This is a genomic window from Diaminobutyricibacter sp. McL0608, assembly GCF_039613825.1.
Taxonomy (GTDB): Bacteria; Actinomycetota; Actinomycetes; order Actinomycetales; family Microbacteriaceae; genus Diaminobutyricibacter.
This window is the reverse complement of the sequence record NZ_CP154826.1, coordinates 148,799-173,015: the sequence shown is the minus strand read 5'-3', so window position 1 is coordinate 173,015 and position 24,217 is coordinate 148,799. Positions and strand designations below refer to the sequence as shown.

The following is a 24,217-nucleotide window of genomic DNA, read 5'->3' as shown; positions in this document are numbered from 1 at the left end:
CGCGGTGAAACTTCTCCTCACGTCCGGAGGCATTACCAACCAGAGCATCCAGGACGCGCTGGCCGGCCTGCTCGGCAAGCCGATCGCAGAGGCCTCAGCCCTCTGCATTCCGACCGCGCAGTGGGGCCACCCCCTGTGTGGGCCGGAATCAGCACGAGGCTTCGTGAGCGGCCTGCCGCCCTGGGGAGGAATGACCTCCCTGGATTGGGCCTCGGTGGGCCTTCTCGAGCTGTCGGCGCTGCCCCATCGGACAGGAGCGTTGGGTGCCCTGGGTCCGTGAAGCAGACGTCCTGCTCGTGGACGGCGGCGACGCGACGTACCTGTGTCACTGGATGCGGCAGTCGGGACTGGTCGACCTCCTGCCGTCGCTGAACGACACCGTCTGGGTCGGGGTGAGCGCCGGCAGCATGGTGATGACGCCTCGGATCGGTTCCGCCTTCGTGGAGTGGTCGGGCGCTGAAGACGACAGGACCCTGGGCCTCGTCGACTTCTCGATCTTCCCGCATCTCGACGTCTTCCCGACCAACACGCTCGCCCAGGCGGAGCGATGGGCCACGGAGATCGACGGACCGGCGTACGCCATGGACGACGAGACCGCGATCTCCGTCGTGGGCGGAGTCGCAGAAGTCGTTTCCGAGGGACAGTGGATTCAGCTTCGCTCCTGAGCCGCCACCGTGTTGCGGGACGCCCTCAGCCTTGCGCGACCGGGTAGATCTCATCGGCGACCAGGCCGTGAGACTCACGGTGAACCGCCTCTGCGCTCTCCGCGTCTGGCGCCTCGACGAGGCAGAAGATCCGTCCGGCTTCGACGTCGAACCAGTAATTGAGGTAAGTGGCGTTGTACTTCTCCTGAACTTTCAGGTCCGCCTGGTGCGCGTGCTCCAGCATTTCGGCGTCCGCACCGTCAGGCATGCTGCGATGAATGTCCATGAACAGTGGCATGGCATCCTCCTTGCTCATCGTCAGGATGACCTTCATCCCGCAGCTCGTACGCTACGAGACAGGCGTTCCTCGAGCGTTACCTCGAGCCGCCGCCCGCGAGACGCAGGGCGGCATCCGCCTCATCGACTGCCGCGTGCCACGGCCCACCCGACCACATCGGAACCACGCGGCGTGCTTCCGCGAGGTAATCCGCCGAGCGGCTCAGGTCACCGGAGTGCGCGTATGCCAGCGAGGCATTCACCCTGAACGACATCGCGCACGTGTCACACGGCGTGAGCCGGCCGAACGCATCCTCGGCTTCGTCGATCACCTCGTGTGCTCTGCCGGTCGCTTCACCCTGAAGCATGCCCCCGTAGATCAGGGGCAGGAGGTGCTCGCGCACAGCCGTCTGCTCAGCGATCTGCAGAGCACGCCGATGCTCCTCCCCTGCTCGTGCTCGGTCCCCGACCCGGGCCTCGAGCTGGGCGAGACGCTCCACCGACAACGCCAAACCCGTTGTCGATGACGATTCGTCGTGTAGCGCCACGGCGCGAGCCAGGTCTTCACGCACCTCGGCTCCGACACGTCCCGACAGCAGCGCGACTTCGCCGCGCAGCAGCCTGCCCACCGCTTCAGCCTGAGGCGCGCTCCGGGTGGTACTGAACTGAATCAGCTGCCTCGCGACGTCGGCGACGTCACGCAATCCGTTCTGCTCCCAGAGCACGAATTCGCTCATGCACACGTTCGCGTCGAAGACGAACGGAGCGAGATCCGCATTGCGGGAAAGACTCTCCAAGAAGCTGTCCGCGAACACCTCATGCCATCTGGCCTGCACATGAGCGATCAGTGCGAGCAGCTCGCTGGCCTCGGCGAGTTCCCGAGGCAACCCCGCATCGATGGCGAGCGCGCGTGCTTCGATGGCGGTTCGTTCCGCCTCGTCGAGATCGGAACGATGCCAGTGCACCATGCCCCAGGCCAGGAGGGCCCGAGCGCGCTCGGCCGGCGTCGGGACGTCTCGGCCATCCATGTTGAGCGCCCGATCGTAGAGTTCGACCGTGTCCGGGCCCGGCGCAACACCGAGGCTGTCCCGAAGCGTCGTGCGAAGCAGATCGAACTGCCGCATTGCGCCCGCGCGATCGCCCCGCTCCAGCTGGGCCCGCATGATCTCCCGATGCGCGCGCTCGTCAGTTGGTTCCTCACGCACCAACCGGCCCCACAGTTGTCCCTGAGCCAACACGTCGCGGAAGAGCCCCTTCAGATAACGCCTATCCGCCTCGCACCACACGGCGTAAGGATCTTCGGGGAGAAGCTCGCCATTGTACAGAGAAGCCGCCGCGCGGCAGGCCGCGGGATCCCCGGACGCCAGCGCTCGAGATGCCGCATCCACGAATCGGTCGCGGTCGGTCTGCACGGAATGGTCTGGCGCCAGCGCCACCAGCCCCTCGTCGAGCACGATGCCGTCAGTCAAACCGAGGGCACGCCGTGCCTGAAATGCGACCTTGCGCAGATTCGTCGCGCCCCGCTCAGGACGTCCCTCTGGCCAGAGGGCTTCTATCACTTCTTCGCGCGCGAGCCTGTGCCGCGAAACGATGGCGAGGAGCTTCACCAGATCGGCCGCGCGCTTCAGATGCCATTCGCCCTCGGGAACGACGTGATCGTCCACGGCAACAGAGAAGGTGCCGAGAAGCGATATGGCGAGCCGCTCGCCGGTCATCCATCCAGCATAATCCCGGTGGAATCGGGGCGCGGCGATGCAGATCTCGCCGTCGCCTCAGAAGGTGAAGCCGAAGGCGAACCGGCCGTCGCGCGTCGGCTCGCCGCCGGCCGCGCGAGCGAATGTCTCGAAGGCTGACGCCACCGTGGCTGCGTCTTCCGGTGACATGCTCGCGAAGACGTCAGCCATCGCATCCCGTCGTTCTGTGAGCACCCGATCGACGACCGCCGAGCCCTCTGTCGTGAGTTCGAGCTGGATGTAGCGACGGTCGGCAGGGTCGTCCGACCGGACGATCAGCCCGGCCTGGACCAGCTTTTCGCAGGTTCGGGTCGCGTTCGACGGATGCACGCCCAACTCGACTGCGACAGCACCGAGGTTCTGCGGACCGAACGCGGCGATCAGCATGAGAACGCGCAACTGAGGCGTCGTGACCACGTCTTCCACGTCGAGAACCGACCGGGCAGCTACCCGCATCATCACGTTGGCAGCGGCGAGGGCCGCATTCAACTCGTCCACTCCGACGCTGAGGGCTCGTGCGGGATTCATGCTGCTCAGTATTCACAATCACCACGTAAAGTGCAACAATTGCGATAGCGCAATTAAGGAGATGATGACAATGACCATGTCATCTGCACAGAACGCGAACGGCACCTCCGGCCCCACGCGCGACGACTACGAAGGCACGTACACCCACGTCGAGCCCGAGCCTCAAGTTCTCAGAACAGTGCACGGCACCTACACCAGAGCCGACGGGACAGACGGTCCCGACCCGGCAGTCGAAGGCACGTACATCGGCGCATCGAGAGAGGGACGCGCCCCTCTCGTCCGCCCTGCTCGACTCCGACACGGCAACTATCCGAAAGCAGAACACTGACCTGAGAGTGACGACGACGGCCGGCCCCAGCCGGCGGAACTACTCTGCGAACACCTTCTCGGCGACCTGGATCGCCGACATGGCTTTGGGCCAGCCCGCGTAGAACGCGAGGTGGATGATCGCTTCCGTGATCTCGGTCTCGGTGAGCCCGTTCGCCTTCGCCAACCGAAGCTGATTGGGCAGTTGCTCGAAGCTGCTGGAGGTGATCAGGCTCGCGACGGTGATGAGACTCCGGTCGCGTTTTGGCAGGTCGCCGTGTTCCCATACATCGCCGAAGAGCACGTCGTCAGTGAGCTCGACGAGCTTGGGTGCGAAGTCCATGATCGCGGCCTGGGCAGAAGTTGGCTGGGTCATGCGTTTTCCTCTTCTGATTTCGACCCGGTGTGAATAGGGGCGACATCCGTGACGGCGAGGCTGCCGAGCAGTCGAAGACGCTCCTCCGTCGGGGAGCCGGGTTCAGGAGTGCACGCGAACATCACCAACCCCGGATTGCTCGGCACCTCCATTGCCTCGTAGTCGAATTCGAGATCGCCGACCGCAGGGTGATGGATGCGTTTGGTTCCGCTCCGGTGGAATCGACGTCGTGTTTCGCCCACTGGGTGCGGAACGTGTCGCTGCGGGTGACGAGCTCCCCGATGAGGTCGGTGAGCGCCTTGTCGTGAGGGTTCTTTCCCGCCTCGACCCGGAGGGAAGCGACGATGCTGGCGGCTCCCTGCTCCCAGTCCGGGTAGAAGATTCGGGATGCCGGGTTCAGGAAGGTGAAGCGGGCGTTGTTCCGCCCGTTCGACGGGTCGTCGAGGATCGGAGCGAACACCGCCGCTCCGAGCGTGTTGGTGGCCAGGAAGTCCTTGCGCACGTTCGCGAGATACGCCGGCACACTGATCGCATCCAGCAGCCGCTGGAGTGGCGGGCGCACGGTCGCCTCCGCGGCCCGGGAGCGTTTCCGGATGGGGTTCACGGGTGTCGCGGCCCGCGCAAGGTCGTGGAGGTGCGCGATTTCGGCCTCGTCGAGCTGCAATGCTCGCGCCAACGCCTCGAGGACTTCAGGCGATACGCCGGCGAGGTTTCCGCGCTCCATCCTGGCGTAGTAGTCGGTGCTCATTCCGGCGAGCATCGCGACCTCCTCGCGGCGCAGGCCGGCCACGCGACGGCGGCCACCGCCGATGATTCCGGCTTGTTCCGGTGTGAGGCGTGCGCGGCGTGTCACAAGGAACTCGCGCACCTCGGCTGGATTGTCCATGCCGCCCACCCGTCAGCTCTCGGGAATCTCGCGGCCGAAGGTATCGAGAGTGATGACATCAGGCTCGGGTCCGCCGCGAACGCCACGATCGAGCACATCGATCTGATGAAGCTCGTCGGGGGTGAGCTCGAAGTCGAACACGTCGAAGTTCTCGCGGATGCGCTCCGGCTTCACTGACTTCGGGATCGCGGAGCGGCCTTCCTGCAGGTGCCACCGCAACATCACCTGAGCAGCCGACTTGCCGTGAACGGCGGCGATCGCCAGGATCACGGGATTGTGGAACGTGCTTGTCGCACCCTCGCCTCGATAGGACGTGATGCCGCCGATCGGCGACCACGCCTGGGTCAGGATGCCGTGCTCCGCGTCCACCGTCCGCACCTCGGGCTGCGTGAAGTACGGATGCACCTCGATCTGGTTCACGGCCGGGACGACCTCGGTCTGCTCGAGCAGGGACGCGAGGTGGGCGGGCATGAAGTTGCTGACGCCGATCGCGCGCACCTTCCCGTCGGCGAGCAGCCGCTCGAGCGCGCGGTACGCGTTGACGGTCTTGTCGAACGCGCTGGGCAGCGCCTGGTGCAGGATGAACAGGTCGATGGTGTCGACGCCGAGCTTGCGGGCACTCTTGTCGAACGCGTGCAGCGTTTCGTCGTAGCCGTAGTCGCTGATCCAGACCTTCGTCTCGATGAAGATGTCATCGCGGGCGAGTCCGGAGTCGCGGATGGCGTCGCCGACACCGCGCTCGTTGGCATACGCGGCCGCCGTGTCGATCAACCGGTAGCCGGTCGACAGCGCAGTGGCCACGGCATCCGTCGTCTCGTCGGGCGGCGTCTGGAAGACGCCGAAGCCGAGCGCCGGGATCTCGACTCCGTTGTTCAGGATGAGGATGTTGTTCATGCTCTCAACGGTAGGCCGGTCCGCGCGCCCGAGGGAGTGACTGTCAGGACACGGAAAGCCCGCCACTTCCTCATCGTCCCGAGTTCGGATGTTCTACTCACCCCGCCGACACGACGGCGACGCCCTGAGGAGCGAGCGTCAGCCCTGAAGCCCGCACGCCGGTGAGAATGTCAGTGCCGAACACATCGAGCACGACAGCCCCAGCAGAATGGTTGATCGCCAGCAGGTGGTTTCCACGACGCATGAACTCGACCCCTGTCACCTTCGGCAGGAGATCCACTCCCGCGGCGGCGAGGATCGTGTCGACGAGGGCACCGAGTGGCGCGTCGTCGAGTTGCGTCGCGACGTACCAGGCAGTTCCTGCTCCGCGATCGTGGTGGGTGACGGCCGGCTGGCCGTGCAGCGCGCCTCCCTCGAAGACGGCGTCAACACTGGCCGCATCGACACGGACGTATTCGCCCCACAACGATGCCGCTCCCAGCCCGCCGATGAGGTCGCCTCGCACCGCCAGCGCGCGCGGAGTCCCTCCACCCGTGGCTGCGAGGTCAGGGGACGCCGGCGGTGCGAACTCCTCGATCCAGACCCCGAGTGTCTCGCGGAGCGCGCCGAGATACCCGCCCGTCCGCACGTGCAGGTCGGGGTCGACGATGGCCGTGAGATACCCGATGACCAGCGTTCCGCCGCCGGCCGCGTAGGCGTCGAGCGCGACCAGTTGCTCGTCGTCGGCAACGAACAACGACGGCACGACGACCACTCGACGGGCGGTGAGATCATCGGACGGCTGAACGAAGTCGACCATCGCTCCGGCAGAAGCAAGGGCCCGATACCAGCTGAACACCCCGGCGATGTAGCTGACCGCCGTGGGTGAGGCCTGCTGTTCCACGGCCCGCCAGGAGTCCCAGTCGAAGACGATCGCGACGGACGCGTCCACGGTGGTGCCGAGCAGGTCGTCGATCTCGGAGAGCGCACGCAACTCCGCGCCGAGCTGTTCGACCTCGCGAAAGACCCGTGTGTCCGTCCCGCCGTGCGGCACCATCCCCGCATGGAACTTTTCTGCGCCGGCGACCGCCTGTCGCCACTGGAAGAAGAGGATGCCGTCGGCGCCGCGCCCGATGCACTGGTACGACCACGCTCGCATCTGGCCAGGAAGCTTCGCAGCGTTGCGTTCCCTCCAGTTGACCGCTCCAGGCGACTGCTCCATCAGCAGCCAGGGTTTTCCGCCACCAAGCGAGCGCATCAGATCGCGTTGCATGGCGCCGTAGACCGGCGATTGCGGGTCGGCCGGGTCGGGATAGGAGTCATCGGACACGATGTCGACTTCCTGCGCCCACTTCCAGTAGTCCGCGTGCTTGAAGAATCCCATGAAGTTGGTCGTGATCGGTACGGACGAGGCACGGCGAATGATCGCTGCCTCAGCCCGGTAGCATTCCAGCAGTTCGTCGGAGCTGAATCGATCGAAGTCGAGCACCTGGGTAGGGTTCTTGAACGTCGGGGCTGCACGCGGGGGCAGGATCTCGTCGAAGGCCGCGTAGTGCTGCGACCAGAAGGCGGTGCCCCAGGCATCGTTGAGCGACTCGATCGTGCCGTACTTCGATTCCAGCCAGTCACGAAACGCGGCGGCCGACGTGTCGCAGTAGCAATGGCTGACGTGGCATCCGTATTCGTTGTTGACATGCCACAGCTCCAGCGCCGGATGGTCAGCGTATCGCTCTACGATCGCCTCGACGAGACGAGCTGCGTAGCGCCGGTACACCGGCGAGCTCGGGCAGTAGGCCTGCCGGCTCCCCGACGACAGCGTCACCCCGTTCTCGGTGACGGGCAGGATCTCCGGATGCGCGATCGCCAGCCACGGAGGCGGTGACGCTGTGGCCGTGGCCAGGTCGACGCGCACCCCTCCCGCATGCAACAGGTCGAGCACCTCGTCGAGCCAGGCGAAGTCGAACTCGCCTTCACGCGGCTCGATGCGCGCCCAGGAGAAGATGCCGACCGACGCCAGGTTCACACCGGCTCGGTTCATCAGCCGCACATCGTCGCGCCAGACCTCGGCCGGCCACTGCTCCGGGTTGTAATCCCCGCCATACCAGAACACGCTCATTCCTTCACACTCCCGCTCGCAAGTCCGGTCGTCCAATAGCGTTGCAGGAAGAGGAACGCGATGACCAGCGGGATGATCGAGACGAGCGACCCCGTGATGACGACCGAGAACAGCGCCTGCGAACCTCCCCCGGCGGCGCTCGTCGCCTGCAACTGGGCGAGACCGACCGTGAGGGGGTACAGGCTGGAGCTGTTGAGCATGATCAGCGGAAGGAAATAGTTGTTCCACGTGCCGACCAACGCGAACAGGAAGACGGTGACGATTCCTGGCCCGAGCAGCCGGATTCCCACCTGCCAGAAGATGCGGAACTCCCCGGCCCCGTCTACCCGTCCGGCCTCGATCATCGAATCCGGGATCGCGTCCGCGGCATAGACACGCATCAGGAACACGCCGAACGGACTCACCAGCGACGGCACGATGACAGCGGCCGGGGTGTTCGTGATCCCGATCTGGCTGAACATCAGATAGGTCGGAAGGGCGAGCGCTGTCAGCGGGATCATGATCGCGCCCAGCACGATGCTGAACATGACCAGCGCCCCGGGGAACTTGTATTTGGCGAAGGCATACCCAGCCATCGTCGCGAGGAGCGAGGCACCGATCGCAGCCACCACGGCGTAGATCAGGGTGTTGAGCGCCCACTGGAGGTAGATGCCGTTCTGCGTCGTGAACACCGCTCCGATGTTGGTGAACAGATCGAACGAACGCCCGAATGCGAAACCGAAAGTGCTGAACAGATCGCCGTTGTTCTTGGTCGACGCGATGAACAGCCACACGATCGGCAGCAGGAAGTAGAGCGCACAGATCCACAAGAGCACCGTCAGGAGTGTGCTGCGCTGACTCTCGCGGGCGTAGCCCCGGGTGTCGCCGCGCCTGCCGCGCCGTCTGGGGGCAGCCGCCCCGGGCGTGGACACGATCTGGTCCGTTGCTGTCTCAGTCATTGCGGGTCTCCCTCCGCTGGGCCGAAAGTTGCACGACGTAGGACACGACGGCGATCACGATCCCGAGCAGGAAGGCGATGGCCGCGGCGTAGTTGACGTCCTGGTTGGTGAACGCGAGGTTGTACGCGTAGTAGTTGGGCGTGTATCCGTTGTCGATGACGTTGGGTGCGAGCGAGTGCAGAAGGCTGGGCTCGTTGAACAGCTGGAAGGTGCCGATGATCGAGAAGATCACGGTCAGGATGATCGCCGGCCGGATGCCAGGGATCTTGATGCTCCACGCCACCCGCCATTGACTGGCCCCATCGATCTCCGCAGCCTCGAAGAGCTCCGTCGGGATGGAGCGCAGGGCGGCGTACATGATGATCATGTTGTAGCCGACGAAAGCCCAGGTGACGATGTTCATCATCGAGCCGAGCATGTTCTGGTCGCTCAGAAGGTCGGGCGCTGCGAGCCCGATGGCCCGGAACGTCTGGGCGATGGGACCGAAGTCATTGCCGTAGAGGTAACCCCACATCAACGTGGCGACCACGCCGGGAACAGCGAACGGCAGGAAGATCAGCAGCCGGAGCGCTACGGACCCACGTACCCTTCCGCTGTCGAGTGCCAGCGCGAAGAACAGCGAGAGCGCCAGCATGATCGGCACCTGGATGACCAGGAACAGGGCCATGCGTCCGATACCGGCGAGGAAGTCGGGATCGGTGAACGCCCTCACGTAGTTTGCGAACCAGGCGAAGGTCTGGCCACCGATGAGCTGCGTCGTGAACAAGCTGAGATATCCGGCGTAGAACAGCGGCAGCAGCAGCATCACGACGAAGACGATCATGAAGGGCGCCACGAACAGGTATGCGGCGATGTTCAGCCGTCGTTTGTTCGCACTGCGCTTCGGCCGTTGCTGCTGAGCGTGCTCACGCGCCTGCACCGAGGCAGGTGCGACGGACTGGGTCATGATGAACTCCCTTGTTCGGCCAGGTGCGCTGCGGGGTGGCGGGTAGTCGGTGCCCGCCACCCCCAGGTCTTACTTGTTGACGGAGAACCCCTGCTGGGTCCCGTAGGTGACGAGAGCCTTCTGCCAGGCGTCGAGCCCGGCAGAGAGATCGCCCTTCGCCGCGAGCGCCTTGCCCATCGTCTCGGTATAGCTCGAGTAGGCATAGTCCATGTAGGGCAGCCAGTCGAACTTCGTGTCGACGGTGGTCGAAATGTTCGCGAACAGGGCGTTCACCTTCTGGCCGCCGTAGAACGGAGCCGCCTGGTCGACGAACGCAGGATCCTTCAACGTCGCGTTCAGTGTCGGGAACAGGAACTGCTTGTTCGCGAACATGAGCGTGGACTCAGGGTCGTTGTTGATGAACTTGGCGAGTTCGTAGGCGGCGATCGGATTCTTCGTCGTCTTCAGAACGGCGTCGGACGATCCACCCCAGTTGCCGGATGCTGCCTTCGTGCCGGGGGTCTGCGGCAGCGGGGCGGCGCGCCAGAGACCAGAGGTCTTCGCCGCCGTGCCCTGCAGGAAGACGGGAGCCCACGCCGCGGTCAGCCATCCGGCGTACTTGCCGTTGGCCAGACCCTGGTACCAGCTGTCGGTGAAGTCGGGGTCGGTCGAGACGTATCCCTTCTGGATCAGGCCCTGCCAGTACGACGCGACCTTCTTCGCCTCCGCACTGTTGACGTCGACCTTCACGCCCTTGCTTCCGTCATATCCGAAGGGTTTGACGCCGGCCTGCCACAGCAGTCCGAGCATCTGGCCGGCCTGGCTCGAGGCAAGGTCAGACATGTACACGCCGGTCTTGTTCTTCACCGTCGCAGCATCCGCAGCGTATTCATCCCACGTCGTCGGCGGTGTGGCGATGCCGGCCTTGTCGAGGATGTCCTTGCGGTACAGGTTGCCCATCGGGCCTGAGTCCTGCGGGATGGCATAGACCCCGTTGTTCTGCTTGACCTGGTTCCATACCCAGGGCACGTACTCGCTGCCCAGGCTGGACGCGCCATACGGAGTGAGATCGAGCAGACTGTCGGTCACCGTGAACGACGAGATGTACTGGAACTCCATCTGCGCCACATCCGGGGCGCCCTTGCCCGCCTTCAGCGCGGTACGCAGTTTCTGGTAGTGCGGAGCTCCCTGACCGACGTTCTCGACATCGACCTTGATCGCCGGGTACTTCTTCTCGAAGAGGGCGACCTCGTCCTTGATGTTCGGAACCCAGGTCCAGAACGTGAGCGTGGTCGGTGTCGTCATCGCCTTGTCGATCTCAGACTGCGATACCGGCTTGGTCGTTGTATTCGACGTTCCGCCGCCACCCGTGCATCCGGTCAGCGCGAGGGCGACAGCCAGGAGGCCGGTGCCAAGCACGACCGCTTTTCTCGGTGCTTTCTTCCTCATGAGCGTTCTCTTTCTCTTGGTGATCCGGTCACGCGTGTGAACCGGTGACCTCGAACACGGCGACATCGCGCGGTTCGAGGATGAAACGGAATCCGGCAGCGATTGGCTCACCGGTTTCGATGTGGGTGCAGTCGTCGGGTACGGTCACCGAGTGCGTCGTTGCCGACCAGTTGTGCACGAAGACGACCGAGTGGTCGCCGGATCGGCCGGTACTGACCGTGACCGGAAGTTCCGTACGCCAGTACCCGGATGCGGTGGACGGCACCAGCCAGCGGGCGATACTGCGCGCGAGAGGCCGGTTGGGAACGGTGCCGATATACGTTATCCGGCCCGCCCCGAACGCAGCCGAAGTGATCGCGGCGCTCGCCCCGAGCTCGGTCGGCTCGTACTCGACCAGGACTTCCGCGGTGTCGACGTTCAGCACATCGAGCCAGGCGGTCGCCTGTGAACCGGGCTCGAGTTCGAAGCCGACGCCAGCCGCTGTCACAGCGAGGGGCTCGGCTAGGTTGCTGTACTCGTCGTACCAGACCCCGGCCGCGTCGTGCAGGCGGTCGGGGGCAACGCCACGACGGGCGCGCGCGAGCTCGTCGCCGTAACCAGTACGGATGCCGAGTACGAGGTGCCCGCCGGCCTCAGCATAAGCGCGAAGCGCATCGAGAGTGGCATCATCGGCCACATATTCCGCCGCGGCAACGAGGACCGGATAGCGCGCTACGAGCGCGGCCGCATCCTGCTCGACGAACTGGCGGGTGTGCTGAACGCGCACCTGAGCGCCCACCTCGCTCAAGCCGCGGTAGAAGGCATCGACGATGTGCGCGTACGAGCGCCGGTCCGGTTCGCCGTCTTCCGTCGCAAGGGGCGGGAAGAAGTCGAACGACCATTTTGTGTCAGTCGAGTAGAGAATCAGGACGTCCGCGTCGGGATCGAAGTCGTCGAGCGCTCCCCCGATACGTTTGAGGCTTGCCCCGAGTTCCGCCACCTCGTGATAGATGCGACCGGGCCGCTGGCTGTGCGGAAGGATGCCGCCCCAATACGTCTCGACGCCGAAGTGCAGGGTGTGCCAGTGCCAGTACTCGATCATGCGGGCGCCTCGGCTGATCAGGGCGAACGCGGCCTGCTTGATCTGACCCGGATACGGCGGCTGGTTCTGCCACGGACCCCCGATCGACTGAGCGTTCGTCTCGGTGACAAGAAATCGCTCCTGCGCCGAAGAGAAAGCCCGGTCGCCCCACTGGAACAGCGCCCACGGACCTGAATGCCACCATTCGACCCGTCGGGGAAGATCCACATCGGCGGAGAGTCCGTCCTGCATCAAGTAGTACGGGTTGCCCGCGGTGATATCAAGCGAGGCGGCGAGCTCGTCATCCGAGATCTGCGGCCGCGAGTACGAGATGCAGGTCGTGACGAACTGCTCGTCGCGAGCATACTCGCGGACGATCCCGGCCTGCCACGCGATCAGATCGGTGGCCTGCTCGCCCTGGAAGCGCCTCCACTCGAGCTGGTACTGCGGCATCAGGTTGCCGCCCGGTCGCCAGAGTTCGGACCATTCGGCTATCCGGTGCGACCAGTAGACGAGACCCCACTCCTCGTTGAGGCGCTCGACTGTGCCGTAGCGGGCGCGCAGCCAGGCGACGAACGCCTGGAAGGTGGTTTCGTTGTGCGCCAGGTTGTTGCCGGGCTCGTTGTCGACCTGGTAACCGATCACGGCCGGATGATCGGCGTAGCGCGCGATGACTTTGCGGATGATCCGTTCGGCGTACCAGCGGTAGACGGGGATCGACTGGTCCATCTCCTGACGCGCTCCCCATCCGATCGGGTGGCCGTCGGCGGCGATGGCGGCGATCTCGGGGTGCAACGTCTGCAACCACGGCGGGATCGCGTACGTCGGCGTGCCGAGGACGACTGAGATGCCCCTCGCGTGCGCCCCGTCCAACACCGGCTGCAGCCAGTCCAGGTCGAACTCACCGTTTCGCGGCTCCCACGTCGACCAGACCGACTCGCCCACCCGGATGACAGTGAATCCCGCCTCCACCATCAGGTCGAGGTCACGATCGAGCGTCCCCTCTTCCTGGTACTCGGCGTAGTAGGCAGCTCCGAAGAGCACACCAGAGAACTGAGGGATCTGAGTCATCGTCGACCTTCTGCGAGATTTCGCTGTTGTCGACAACATTCCAAGCCTGGGCGAGCAATGTTGTCGACAACATTTTGGATGACTGTCACGCTACACAGCCTTGCGACACTGGCACAAGGGTCGTGACCAGATGGTTATTTTGCAGCGATGGGCGCAGTGGAACCGCGAGCTACAAGCTCAGGCAGTTCGTAGCCAGGGACGTCGGCGACGCTTTCGCCCTCGATGTTCGCGATGAGAACATTCATCAGGTACGCACCCTCCCCCTCGAAGTCGAGGCGGATGGTCGACAGCGATGGCAGGTGGAAACGCGACTCGGGGGAGTCGTCCATCCCGATCACACTGACGCCCTCGGGCACCCGGATGCCTCGCTCGGCGAGACCGAAGATGAAACCGATCGCCATGCTGTCATTTGCAAGCGCGACCGCCGTCACATCCTCTGGGAGCTCCCGCGACGCGCGGTAGCCCGACTCGGCAGACCAGTCGCCTTCCGTTTCCCACACCAGCTCGAGACCACGCGCGGCCACCTCGTCGAGGAACCCCGTCCGACGCTCCCCCGAAGCGATCCACATGCTCGGCCCGTTCACGAACGCAACCCGTCGATGACCGAGCTCGGCCAGGTGCGCAGCCGCCAGCAGGCCCGGGTGCGCGCGCGGATTATCGCCCGCCGAGGCCAGACCCTCGCCGGAGTCGATGGCGATCGGGATGTCGATGGCGCGGTTTGCGACCGCCGCCCGCACAACATCAGTCTGTGCCGTAGCGAACACGCCGGCGATCTGGTGCTCCATCACCAGATCGAGAGCGGCATCGACCGAGGCGGCGTCTTCGCCGTCCATCGACGCGATGTCGAGCACGAACCCACGGCTGCGCGCCGCGGCGTTCGCGCCCACGATTATGCGGCCCGGACCCGAAAGCTCCATGCGGTGAGCGAGAACACCGATCCTGTTCGACTGTCGCGACCTCAACCAGCGCGCGGCGCCGTTCGGACGGTAATTCAACTCAGCGAGAGCCGCCTGAACTTTTTCACGCGTCTCGGGGCGAATCCCCTCGAACCCGTTGAGGAATCTGGTCACCGTCTGATGCGAGACACCCGCCTGACGGGCCACGTCATAGATGGTGGCACGCCTCATGGAATGTAGTGTCTCACAGTGGTTTCGAAACCGTCACAGACGGGCTATGCCGCAACGAGACGCGCCTCACCCCCGACCATTCCCGTTTTTCGGCAATGCGGCAACCGTCACTCGGTCACCGTGACATCTGCCCGCGCGATGTTGTGGCCGCGACCAACAGCCACTCCCGCGTCGAGACCGCCTTGCGCGGTGACCCCGGCCGCGATGAAGTACGTTCCGGGCCGGTCGAACCGGGATTGCTGAGCGATCGACACGTGAGGCGCAGGGGTGACAGCGATCGGGTCGCCGAGCAACCCGGCACCGGTCAAGTCTGTGGCGAGAGTCGCGATGGGCAACCCCCGGTCGGGCGAGTCGGCCGTGATCAGGATCCGAACATCCTCACCCGCCTTCACCTGCGTCGACGACGATCCATCGACGTCGCGGATAGCGTCGCCGACACCGCCCTCGTTGGCATACGCGGTCGCCGTGTCGATCAACCGGTAGCCGGTCGACAGTTCATACTTTGAGCGGTGGGCCGGTCCCCTGCGCCCGAGGGAGTGACTGTCAGTACACGGAAAATGCGGCAGCCCCTCGCGCGCCGAGCGTGGCGCTCAGCTCAGCGAAACGCTTCCGGACCGCGAAGGAACCTCCCCGAGCGACTCGAGCGATTCCTCGTCGAGAACCACCTGCCCGGTCGCGACGTTCGCTTCGAGGTGGGCGGCGTCCGCCGTTCCGGGGATGAGCAGGATGTTCGGCGCGCGATGCAACAGCCAGGCGAGTCCGACCTGCGATGAGGAGTACCCGAGTCGCTCGGCGACTGCGATCACTGCCGGCTCGTCGGTCACCTTGGGCAGGTGCGCGAACGCGCTCCCCAGCGGAAAGAACGGGACCCAGGCGATATCGTGCGCCACGCAGAATTCGAGCAACTCGTCGTCGTCTCGCGAGACGAGGCTGTACGCGTTCTGCACGCAGACGATGCCTGCCGGGAGCGCCCGCTGTACAACGTCGAGGCTGACGCTGCTCAACCCGATCGCGCCGACCTTGCCTTCGTCGCGCATCGCGGTCATCGCCGCGAGCTGGTCGTCGAGATCGACCACCTGGTCGCCTTCTGCACGGAGGCCGGGCCCCGAATCGGTGCGCCTCAGATTCACGATGTCGATCCGGTCGACCGCCAGGCTTCTCAGATTGTCTTCGACGCTCGCCCGCAGTTCGTCCGGTCGCTGGGCGAGGCGAAGGGAGACCGGCCCTTGCGGGTTGGGGGTCGCGCCCACTTTGCTGACGATCGTGACGCCGTCGGCCGGCGAAAACGCATCCGCAATGAATGCGTTCACGGCCCCGTCGCCGTAGAACTCGGCGGTGTCGACATGGTCGACTCCCAGCTCGACCGCGCGTCGAAGCAGCGCGACAGCGGCATCCGGGTCGCCGTGGAGGCGTTCGAGCTGCATCGCGCCGAAGCCGATGCGGGAGACGGTGGCGCCGCCGAGGCGGCCGGCGCCGCCGGCGCGAGGGGCACCGGATGCCGTGGTGGGCGAAGAAGGGAGACCGGGCATGGTCATTACGACTCCATCTCATGCGATGATAGCGAAAGCGGAGGAACCTCCGCTCTACCGAGAGTAGCATTAACGGAGGAACCTCCGCTTTGAGTATCGAGTCATCGCCACCCGCCGTGCGTCCGCTTCGAAAGGATGCGGTCCGCAACCGCGACACCCTGCTCGCGGTCGCGCGTTCGTCGTTCGCCGCCGCCGACGACCAGGTTCCACTCGAAGACATCGCCCGCGCCGCAGGTGTCGGCATCGGCACCCTCTACCGCCATTTCCCGACTCGCGAGTCGCTGGTGGAGGCCGTATATTCAGCCGAACTCGACGACGTGACGTCGAGTGCGCAGACTCTCGTCGAAGCGTTTCCACCCGATGTCGCCCTCGACGAGTGGATGAAAGGGTATGCCGAATTCGTGGCGACGAAGCGCGGGATGCTCGACACGCTTCGCGCGGGCTGGGCATCCGGGCGCATTGCGACCCCCACGACGCGCGAACGGATCACCGCGGCAATCGGAACGATCCTGGCCGCGGGCGCCGAGGCCGGGGTCTTTCGTGATGACGTCGTCCCCGATGATGTGACGGCGCTCCTCGTAGGCGTCTTCCTGACCAATCCGACGAGCGGGACCTCCGACCAGCCCGCCCGCCTCCGCGCACTGCTCATCGACGCGCTGCGCCCCCGCACCCGCTGAGGCCCACGTCGCTGGGTCACCGTGACGCGTGCTCGGGCTAACCTCGCCCGTCACACAAACTCCTGAATTGTGAACGGCGGGCGTCGCGACTGACGCTGCGAATCCCGCGAGGGGCGGATACTCGAATGGTGACCGGCCGAGCTTCGTCCCGCTTCTTCCGTGAAGCGTGGAGTGAGATCATCTCCATCCGACCTCACGACCGTGCTCACTGGCCGGCCGCCCGCGTCGCGATCGCTGTCACCGTTCCGCTGGCTCTGCTCGTCGCGTTCTCCCAGCAGGAGTGGACCGCGTTTGCTGCGTTCGGCGCTATGAGCGCCATCCACAGCCGCTCCGCCGACTATGGAAAACGCCTTCGCGACCAGTGCGGAGTGGGTCTGTGCATGGGGGGGCTCCGTCTTTCTCGGAACCTTGATCGGCATCCTGGCACCGGCCAGCTATGCTGCCGTGATCGTGATGGCCGCACTGAGCGGATTCGGTTTCGTTCTCGCCAGGCGGTTCGGGTGGATGCCGGTTCCGTCCCTGTTCATGGTCTTCGCGGCCGGAACGCTCTCGTCGTACTCGCACGTGTGGCAGGCGTTGCTCATCGGGACACTGATCGCCCTCGGCTCCGCCCTTTTCGGAATCGCACTCGGGCAAGTCGGGCGGCCGTTTCGAGCCGGCACTCTCACCCACGAGCAGCACAGTACGGCAGCCGCCGTGAAGAGGCTGTCGCCGAACGGCCGACAAGCGCTGACCGCTTACATCGCCGGCCCTCTCGCCGCCGGGACCCTCGCGACTGCACTCGGTATCGGACACTCATACTGGGCGGCCGTCTCAGCCACGGTCCCACTGGTCGGATCCACGCTCGCCGTCAACGCCGCCCGCGCCTTCCTTCGCGTGGCCGGCACACTGGTCGGCATCGGGATCGCAGCGATTGTGCTGGCGGTCAACCCGGCGGCGTGGATCCTGGTGCTCCTCGTCGCTTTCCTTCAGGTCGTCACCGAGCTCTTCGTCGCGAGGAACTACGGGATCGCCGTGACAGCCATCACCCCGATGGCCATGATCCTTGTGCAACTGGGTGCACCTCAGCCGTTGAATCAACTGCTACGGGATCGGGTGATCGAGACGATCCTCGCGTCGCCGTCTCGCTTGTCGTCCTTATCGCCACGCGCTATCTGGCGCGAATACCTCGCTCGTGACCGGAACCTCCCGGCAATCGGGTCCGTGGAGTTCACTGGTATTGGTACCTGAACGAAGGAACATCAATGACTACCTGGCTCATCACCGGATGCTCGACCGGCATCGGTCGCGCCCTCGCCGAAGCCGCCATCGCGGCAGGACACAACGTCGCTGCGACAGCACGCGACCGATCGAAGGTCGCCGATCTCGCTGAAGGAAACGACCACGTGCTGGCGTTGACGCTGGACGTCACCGACCCTGAACAGATCGCGGCGGCAGTCGCCGAGGCCGAGGACGTTTTCGGAGGCGTCGACGTCCTGATCAACAACGCGGGCTACGGCTATCGGGCCGCGATCGAGGAAGGCAACGAGGCCGATGTCCGCAGACTCTTCGATACGCACTTCTTCGGTTCCGCCGCGATGATCAAAGCGGTGTTGCCGGGCATGCGTGCCCGGCGCAGCGGCACGATCGTCAACTTCTCCTCCATTGCCGCGACCTACACACCCGTTGGTTCCGGCTACTACGCGGCGGCCAAGGCCGCAATCGATGGGATGACCGGCGCGCTCCGCGGAGAACTCGAACCACTCGGCATCACCGCCATGGTCATCGAGCCAGGCGGATTCGCCACCGATTTCGCCGGCCGCTCCCTGACACAATCGTCGACGGTCATCGACGACTACGCCGGTACGGCAGGAAAGCGGCGGATCGAGAACGTCGTCAACGCACCCGCCAAGGGCGATCCTCAGAAAGCCGCAGAGACCATCCTTCGGGTCGTCGACAACGCCAGTGATCCCGGATTCCTTCTTCTCGGCAGCGACGCATTCGAGATGTACCGCGCGTCGCTCCACAAGAGGCTCGACCTCATCGATCAGTGGGAAGCCGTCAGCCGAAGCACCGACTTCGACACGTGAACGGAACCGGTCAGTTCAGCCAGTGTTCGGATGAAGGTACGAGCGTCTCCAGCTCCGCCCACAGATCATCGGGAATCTCCTGCGCCACGTACTGAACCGTCTGCTCGACGCGTTCGGGCGAAGACATGCCAACGACCGTGGAGTCCACGAACGGCGCGCGGAGCGAGAACTGGAGAGCCGCCGCGGCCAGGGGAACGTCGTAGCGGGCGCACGCGGCCACCATCGCGCGGGCTGCTTCGGCGATCCCGTCGTCACGTTCGCCGTATCCGTATTTCGCCTGCACGTCGGCCCCTTTTGCGAGCATCCCCCCTCCGTACGGCGCCGCGTTCACGACCCCGATCCCCCGGTCCCGCGCCGATCGGAAAAGCTCCTTCGCCGAACGGTCGAGCAAGGTATACCGGTTGTGGCTCAGGACCACCTCGAACTCGCCCGTACCGAGGTAAAGGTCCATCAGGTCCACCGGCCCGCCTGCGACGCCGATGTGATCGACTCGCCCCTCGTCGCGAAGTCGCACGAGCGCCTCCACCGGCCCGCCGGTCGCGACACCCTCCTCGAATCGGATGCGCTCCGGGTCGTGCAGGTAGAGCAGCGGCACCCGGTCGACGCCGAGTCGATCGAGACTCTCGCGGTACGAGTCCAGCACCCGCTTGCCGGAGAAGTCCCCGGTGAGCGGGTCGGGGTCGACCTTGGTCGCGAGGACGAGGTCTTCGCGACCACCGATGTGTGCCGCAAGGGCGCGGCCGATCCGGTTCTCGGCCTCACCGTGCTCGCCGTATCCGTTCGATGTGTCGATGAACCGGATGTCGCTGCCGAGAACGGCCTCGATGGTCGCAATCGCCCGATCGTCCGTCACGTCGTAGCCGTACAGCCGCGGCATGCTCGCGAGGGGGCTCGTTCCCATGCACAACTCGGTGACCACGAGCCCCGTCGACCCGAGAGGATGGACGTCGAGACTCACCGCACGGCCTCCATGAGGGCCGGCGCACGATCGGCGAAGGCGTTCCGCCCGGCGTGGTACGCGTCGACGATACGGTCGAGCACCTCTTCGGTCTGCGCATCCCCCTGCGTCGACTCGGGATGCGCGGCGCGCCAGTCGAGCATCCGCCGCACCGCCCGCTCGAACGTCAGCCGAGGCGCGAAGCCGGGCACGAAGCGGCCGATCTTGCTGTTGTCGAAGACGGCCGAATGGCCGAGGTCACCGACGAACTCACCCGACCAGAACCACTCGGGAGCGACGACGGGAAAGAGTTCGCTCGGAACGTGCACGAGCTTCGGCTCCACGCCCAGGGCCGTCGCGAAGAGTGTGTAGATCTGGTCCCAGGTCAGTACGTCGTCCCCTGTGATGTGGAACGTCTCACCGATCGCTCGGGCACTGCCCAGCAACCCGACGAGACCCACTGCGAAGTCCTCGGCGTGGGTGAGTGTCCACAGCGATGTGCCATCGCCGTGCACCGGGATCTCGGCGCCACGCGCGATGCGGTCGACGACGCTCCACCCACCCGGCAGCGGAGGGTTCGCGTCGTCGTAGGTGTGCGAGGGCCGGATCACCGTGACCGGGAATCCGTGCTCGCGGTGCGCTCTCGACAGGGCGAGCTCGGCGCGCCACTTGGCGGTCGCGTATGGGAGAGGCGGGTTGGGTCCGGTCGGTGTCGATTCGGTGATCGGCGTGACCATCACCGGCTTGGAGTAGATCGATGCGGAACTGATGTGCACGTACTGGTGCGTGCGACCGCTGAACAGCGCAACCCAGCGGGCGACGTCATCCTCGTCGTACGACAGGAAGTTGACGACCGCGTCGAAGGTACGGTCGCCGATGGCGGCGCGCAGCGACGCGTCGTCTGCGGCGTTTCCGGTCACCTGCTCCACCTCGTCCGGCAAGGAGCGCCCGGCGGTGTTCGCCCCGCGGTTCAGCACGGTGACCGCCATACCGTGCGCCGCCGCGAGCCGCACGCTCGAAGCGCTGATCGTCCCCGTGCCTCCAAGGAACAACACACGCAGCGGCGCTCCATCGAAGCGGAGCATCTCTGCGGCGCTCATCGGCCCGCGAACCAGTCTTCGAAACCGTTCTCGACCAGCGAGATGAGCAGGTCCTCGGCGTGGATGCCCAGTGGGCCGAGCTTGGCAGCGATCGTCTCGAACAGCTTGCGCTTCACGGCGACCGGATACATGTGCACCGCCGTGATCTGAATGAGCACCAGACTGTCTCGTGCGACTCCGTTGTAGGCCGGGTCGAACTTCAATTCGCCTTCTTCGCGGGGCCGGAACACCTGGAACCGGTCGTCAGCGGGGATGCCGAGCGCCTCGATCTGCGCGTCGTGGATCGCCCTGCCGATCGCGTCGTGCGAGGACTCATAGAGGCTGCGGTCGAGGTCGACTTGGATCAGTGGCATTTCACTCCTTGGGGTTGGTCACTTGATGGCGCCGGCCGAGAGGCCGCGCTCGAACATGCCCTGCAGACACAGGTATGCGACGATCTCGGGGATGGCGGTGAGCACCGCGGAAGCCAGGATCTTGGTCTGGTCGTTGCTGAACTCGCCGACGAAGAACTGCGGCACGAGGGTGATGGTCTGCATGTCCTGCGACTGAAGGAAGACCAAGGGCATCAGGTAGTCGTTCCACGCGCCGATCAGCGTGAAGATGAGCACCGCGGCCGCGATGGGCCGCGTCAGCGGGACGATCAGGTGGATGAAACCGCGCATCGACGACGCCCCGTCCACGCGGGCGGCCTCGAACATCTCGTCAGGCAGCCCGTTGATGAAGTTGCGCGTCAGGAGCACGGCGAACGGCACCTGCAATGCCGCCAAAGGCAGGATGACCGACCAATAGGTGTCGGACAGGCCGAGCGCCTGGGTGGTGGTGAACAGCGGGGTGAGAAGCACGACCTCCGGGAGGGTGAGGCACGCCAGGAGCATCCAGAAGTACACCTCCCTGAACCGGATGTGCAGTTTGGAGAACCCGTAGGCGGCGAGCATCGTCACGGCGTAGACGAGCACGATGACGCCCGCCGCGATGATCGCGCTGTTCAGGAAGAATCGGAAGAAGCCCGGAACCTGGAGCACATCGCGATAGTTGCCCCAGCCGTCGCCGGCGAACGAGCCCTGCACCATCGCGACGAGCGGGAAGAGGTATGGGAGGACGAGCACCGTCGCGAGCAACTGCAGCAGGCCCTTGCTCCACCATCTGCGGACCTCGAACATCAGCGGCCTCCCGGCTTCTCGCGCCCTGCGACCTGGAGGACGATCGCCATCACGAGCGCGATGACGAGAAGGACGATGGACAGCGCGGCCCCGTAACCGACGTGCGCCAGCTGGATCGTCATCTGATAGATGTACGTCCCGAGGAACTGCGTCGCGTTGTTCGGTCCGGCGATGGTCACCAGCCACGGCACATCGAACGTCTTCAGGGCTCCGATGGCGCTGAGGATGCCGAGGGCCAGCGTGGTACCGCGCAGGCTGGGCCAGATGATCGCAGTGAGTGTCCGGATGTTCCCTGCTCCGTCGATGCGGGCCGCCTCGAGAAGCGACTGGTCGATCTGGCTCATAGCGGCGTAGTAGAGCACGAACGTGAGTCCCGTCCACTGCCAGATCGTGATCGCCATGATCACGGGCAGCGCCGTCGACTCCTGGCCGATCCACGGCTGCGCGAGGAAGCCGAGGCCTATGTGGCTGAGCACCCAGTTGAGCTGTCCGTCTGCGGCGAAGATCTGCCGGAAGACCGGCGCCATGATGGCCGGAGCGAGCACGACGGGCACGAAGATGATGACCTTGTAGACCACGGCCAGCCGGATGCGGGAGTGCATGATGACCGCGAACAGCACGCCGATGGCCGTCTGGACCAGGAACGTGACGATGAAGAACGAGACCGTGTGCCAGATCGCCTTCCAGAACACCGGGTCACTGACGAGGTTCGCATAGTTCTTCAGTCCGATGGACTCCGGGTCGGGGCTCGCGCCGTCCCAGTTGAGCGTCGACAGGAACCCGGTGTACCCGATGCAGTAGTAGATGAGCCCGGCGCTGAGAACGAGAGCGGGCACGATCCACGGCAGACCGGGCGCCTGGATACGGCGAGGGTGGCGGCGCGGCCGGCTCGTCGAGCCGACCGCGCTGTCCACCCGAGGGGTGGTGACCGTCATCCGTTCGCAGCTTTCGCCGCGTCAGCGGCCTGTTGCAGCGTCTTCGCAGCCTGCTCGGGTGTCGCGCTCCCGCTTCCCACCGATTGCGCCGCCGCGAGGAAGGCGTTCTCGATGTCTGCGTTCAGGAGGGCGAACCGGGGCTCATTGATGGCAGCTGTGCCCGCGAGATAGCTGTTCACCGGATCCGACTGGGTCGCCGAGTCGACGAACTTGATGGTTGAGAAGTCGGGTGCCACGCCCTTCAGCACCGGCGTCGTGTCCAGCCGGTTCGCCACGACCTGCTGGCCCTCCTGGCTCGTCGCCATCCACTGCACGAAGGCCTCTGCCGCCGCAGTGTGTTTGGACTTGGTCGCGACCGCGAGACCGTAGTCGGCATCGCCGAACATCTCGCTCGTGTTGCCCTTGCCTGCCACGTCAGGGAACTGGAGCGGAAGGATGGCGAACGGTTTGGCCCCCGCGACACCCGCGGCTGAGATCGCCTGGGTCATCGCAGCCTCGGTCGCGTACTGGGTGTACCAGCTGCCCATCATGACCATCGCGTACTTGCCGGTGAGGAAGGCGTTGTTGATGTCGGGGTACTGCTGGGCCCCCAACGCCCCCTTCTGCATGATGCCGCTGTCGAACAGGTCTTTCCAGATCGACAGGGTCTTCACGATCTGGGGAGAGTCCCACTTCGCGTCTCCCTTGGATGCCTTCGTCCAGTAGCCGGGCTCGACCGAGTTCGAGATGGCCTGCAGAGTGTCCTGGTCGAAGCCCTCCTGGGATGCACCTTGCGCGAAGCATCCCTGACCATTGCTCTGGAGGGTCTTGCAGACCTGCTTCCATTCGTCAAGCGTCTTCGGCGGCTGGAGGTTGTACTTCTTGAAGAGCTCGGCGTTGTACCAGAGCGAGCCGGCGTAGGAGGAACCGATCGGCAGGGCGGTCAGTTTGCCTTTCGCGGTGAGGCCGTCGACTGCGATCTTCGCGATCTTCGACTGCCAGTCGCTGCCGAGTGCCTTCTCGGCAACCGGGGTGAGGTCCTTCGCGTAGGTGCCGAACTGCTGCACGTACGCGCCGGGCTGAAGGTCGAAGACGTCCGGCCCGGCGTTCGAGGAGAGGGCCGGCCGCATGGCGGCCTGATAGTCCGAGATGCCGATCAGCTTGAAGTTGACCTTGATGTCCGGGTATTTCTTGTTGAACGCGGCGATGAACTCTTTGGCCTCGTCCGTGTTGGTCGGGGTCCAGCCCCACCAATTGATCGTTCCGCTCGTCGCCGAGCCAGCCTCGCCTTGACTGGAACTGGAGCAGGCGGCGAGGCCCATACCTGCCAGACCTGCCACAGCCAGAGCGGCGATCGACCGAAGCGCTGTCTTCGATGTGAATCTGAATCGCATGTCAGTCCTCTTGCGTCGCGGACACACCAACGTGTCCGGGTGAGCGCCGGGCCAGGGGACCCGGCGGAATCGAAGGGAGGCGAGGTCCGCGTGTGACCTCGTCGTCTTCATGGCGCGCCCTGCGGCGAG

General features: G+C 65.2%; 23 protein-coding genes and 2 pseudogenes. 5 read left to right on the top strand and 20 right to left on the bottom strand.

What is annotated here, in order from left to right:
* The first annotated feature begins 4 nt into the window (after positions 1-4).
* A pseudogene (locus tag AAYO93_RS00810) lies at positions 5-665 on the top strand (Type 1 glutamine amidotransferase-like domain-containing protein).
* Positions 666-690: 25 nt separating this feature from the next.
* Here the strand turns inward: AAYO93_RS00810 and AAYO93_RS00805 are convergent.
* From AAYO93_RS00805 to AAYO93_RS00795, 3 genes are read right to left on the bottom strand one after another with little or no spacing between them, the layout of a single operon-like run.
* The gene (locus AAYO93_RS00805) at positions 691-978 is read right to left on the bottom strand and encodes a DUF4242 domain-containing protein (protein ID WP_345763131.1); all 288 of its coding nucleotides are present in this window, start codon (positions 976-978) and stop codon (positions 691-693) included.
* A gap of 40 nt (positions 979-1,018) precedes the next feature.
* Positions 1,019-2,635 (bottom strand): AfsR/SARP family transcriptional regulator, encoded by a 1,617-nt coding sequence (locus AAYO93_RS00800; RefSeq protein ID WP_345763130.1) that lies wholly within the window; start codon positions 2,633-2,635, stop codon positions 1,019-1,021.
* A 57-nt stretch (positions 2,636-2,692) separates the two neighbouring features.
* Positions 2,693-3,181 carry a MarR family winged helix-turn-helix transcriptional regulator gene (locus AAYO93_RS00795; RefSeq protein ID WP_345763129.1) on the bottom strand — a complete coding sequence of 163 codons (489 nt, stop codon included), beginning with the start codon at positions 3,179-3,181 and terminating at the stop codon, positions 2,693-2,695.
* A 70-nt stretch (positions 3,182-3,251) separates the two neighbouring features.
* Between AAYO93_RS00795 and AAYO93_RS00790 the strand changes: the two genes are divergently transcribed.
* Complete coding sequence (locus AAYO93_RS00790) at positions 3,252-3,509, top strand: hypothetical protein (protein ID WP_345763128.1); 258 nt, start codon at positions 3,252-3,254, stop codon at positions 3,507-3,509.
* Positions 3,510-3,548: 39 nt separating this feature from the next.
* Here AAYO93_RS00790 and AAYO93_RS00785 read toward each other — a convergent pair whose 3' ends face one another.
* The 11 genes and pseudogenes from AAYO93_RS00785 to AAYO93_RS00735 form a co-directional block, all read right to left on the bottom strand.
* A complete protein-coding gene (locus AAYO93_RS00785; RefSeq protein ID WP_345763127.1) occupies positions 3,549-3,863 on the bottom strand; it encodes a carboxymuconolactone decarboxylase family protein in 315 nt (104 codons plus the stop codon).
* Positions 3,860-4,611 (bottom strand): annotated as a pseudogene (locus AAYO93_RS00780) (helix-turn-helix transcriptional regulator). Before AAYO93_RS00780 ends, AAYO93_RS00785 begins: the two are co-directional and overlap by 4 nt.
* Before the next feature lie 150 nt (positions 4,612-4,761).
* Positions 4,762-5,643, bottom strand: coding sequence for an aldo/keto reductase (locus AAYO93_RS00775; RefSeq protein ID WP_345763126.1), 882 nt, complete (start codon positions 5,641-5,643; stop codon positions 4,762-4,764).
* Positions 5,644-5,740: 97 nt separating this feature from the next.
* A complete protein-coding gene (locus AAYO93_RS00770; protein WP_345763125.1) occupies positions 5,741-7,738 on the bottom strand; it encodes a beta-galactosidase in 1,998 nt (665 codons plus the stop codon).
* The gene (locus AAYO93_RS00765) at positions 7,735-8,676 is read right to left on the bottom strand and encodes a carbohydrate ABC transporter permease (RefSeq protein ID WP_345763124.1); all 942 of its coding nucleotides are present in this window, start codon (positions 8,674-8,676) and stop codon (positions 7,735-7,737) included. The genes AAYO93_RS00770 and AAYO93_RS00765 overlap by 4 nt, the downstream gene beginning before the upstream one ends.
* Positions 8,669-9,622, bottom strand: coding sequence for a carbohydrate ABC transporter permease (locus AAYO93_RS00760; protein ID WP_345763123.1), 954 nt, complete (start codon positions 9,620-9,622; stop codon positions 8,669-8,671). The genes AAYO93_RS00765 and AAYO93_RS00760 overlap by 8 nt, the downstream gene beginning before the upstream one ends.
* A gap of 69 nt (positions 9,623-9,691) precedes the next feature.
* Positions 9,692-11,050: an extracellular solute-binding protein gene (locus AAYO93_RS00755; RefSeq protein ID WP_345763122.1), complete on the bottom strand. Its 1,359-nt coding sequence runs from the start codon at positions 11,048-11,050 to the stop codon at positions 9,692-9,694.
* Between the two features lie 28 nt (positions 11,051-11,078).
* Positions 11,079-13,181: a beta-galactosidase gene (locus AAYO93_RS00750; protein WP_345763121.1), complete on the bottom strand. Its 2,103-nt coding sequence runs from the start codon at positions 13,179-13,181 to the stop codon at positions 11,079-11,081.
* 134 nt (positions 13,182-13,315) lie between these two features.
* Entirely contained in the window at positions 13,316-14,308 is a 993-nt protein-coding gene (locus AAYO93_RS00745; RefSeq protein WP_345763120.1) for a LacI family DNA-binding transcriptional regulator, read from the bottom strand.
* Positions 14,309-14,415: 107 nt separating this feature from the next.
* Positions 14,416-14,784: a hypothetical protein gene (locus tag AAYO93_RS00740; RefSeq protein ID WP_345763119.1), complete on the bottom strand. Its 369-nt coding sequence runs from the start codon at positions 14,782-14,784 to the stop codon at positions 14,416-14,418.
* Between the two features lie 114 nt (positions 14,785-14,898).
* Complete coding sequence (locus tag AAYO93_RS00735) at positions 14,899-15,843, bottom strand: aldo/keto reductase (RefSeq protein ID WP_345763118.1); 945 nt, start codon at positions 15,841-15,843, stop codon at positions 14,899-14,901.
* An 83-nt stretch (positions 15,844-15,926) separates the two neighbouring features.
* On the opposite strand from AAYO93_RS00735, the gene AAYO93_RS00730 reads away from it, so the two are divergent.
* From AAYO93_RS00730 to AAYO93_RS00720, 3 genes are all read left to right on the top strand, one after another.
* Entirely contained in the window at positions 15,927-16,514 is a 588-nt protein-coding gene (locus tag AAYO93_RS00730; protein ID WP_345763117.1) for a TetR/AcrR family transcriptional regulator, read from the top strand.
* Between the two features lie 408 nt (positions 16,515-16,922).
* A complete protein-coding gene (locus tag AAYO93_RS00725) occupies positions 16,923-17,744 on the top strand; it encodes an FUSC family protein (protein ID WP_345763116.1) in 822 nt (273 codons plus the stop codon).
* 14 nt (positions 17,745-17,758) lie between these two features.
* Complete coding sequence (locus AAYO93_RS00720; protein WP_345763115.1) at positions 17,759-18,583, top strand: oxidoreductase; 825 nt, start codon at positions 17,759-17,761, stop codon at positions 18,581-18,583.
* Positions 18,584-18,593: 10 nt separating this feature from the next.
* On the opposite strand, the gene AAYO93_RS00715 is transcribed toward AAYO93_RS00720, so the two are convergent.
* From AAYO93_RS00715 to AAYO93_RS00690, 6 genes are read right to left on the bottom strand one after another with little or no spacing between them, the layout of a single operon-like run.
* On the bottom strand, positions 18,594-19,541 hold the full coding sequence (locus tag AAYO93_RS00715) for an aldo/keto reductase (RefSeq protein ID WP_345763114.1): 948 nt from the start codon (positions 19,539-19,541) through the stop codon (positions 18,594-18,596).
* Positions 19,538-20,620 (bottom strand): NAD-dependent epimerase/dehydratase family protein, encoded by a 1,083-nt coding sequence (locus tag AAYO93_RS00710; RefSeq protein ID WP_345763113.1) that lies wholly within the window; start codon positions 20,618-20,620, stop codon positions 19,538-19,540. Before AAYO93_RS00710 ends, AAYO93_RS00715 begins: the two co-directional genes overlap by 4 nt.
* Positions 20,617-20,973 carry a tautomerase family protein gene (locus tag AAYO93_RS00705; RefSeq protein ID WP_345763112.1) on the bottom strand — a complete coding sequence of 119 codons (357 nt, stop codon included), beginning with the start codon at positions 20,971-20,973 and terminating at the stop codon, positions 20,617-20,619. Before AAYO93_RS00705 ends, AAYO93_RS00710 begins: the two co-directional genes overlap by 4 nt.
* Positions 20,974-20,991: 18 nt before the next feature.
* Positions 20,992-21,780, bottom strand: coding sequence for a carbohydrate ABC transporter permease (locus tag AAYO93_RS00700; protein ID WP_345763111.1), 789 nt, complete (start codon positions 21,778-21,780; stop codon positions 20,992-20,994).
* Positions 21,780-22,715: a carbohydrate ABC transporter permease gene (locus tag AAYO93_RS00695; RefSeq protein WP_345763110.1), complete on the bottom strand. Its 936-nt coding sequence runs from the start codon at positions 22,713-22,715 to the stop codon at positions 21,780-21,782. Before AAYO93_RS00695 ends, AAYO93_RS00700 begins: the two co-directional genes overlap by 1 nt.
* Complete coding sequence (locus AAYO93_RS00690) at positions 22,712-24,088, bottom strand: ABC transporter substrate-binding protein (RefSeq protein WP_345763109.1); 1,377 nt, start codon at positions 24,086-24,088, stop codon at positions 22,712-22,714. Before AAYO93_RS00690 ends, AAYO93_RS00695 begins: the two co-directional genes overlap by 4 nt.
* Positions 24,089-24,217: the final 129 nt, after the last annotated feature.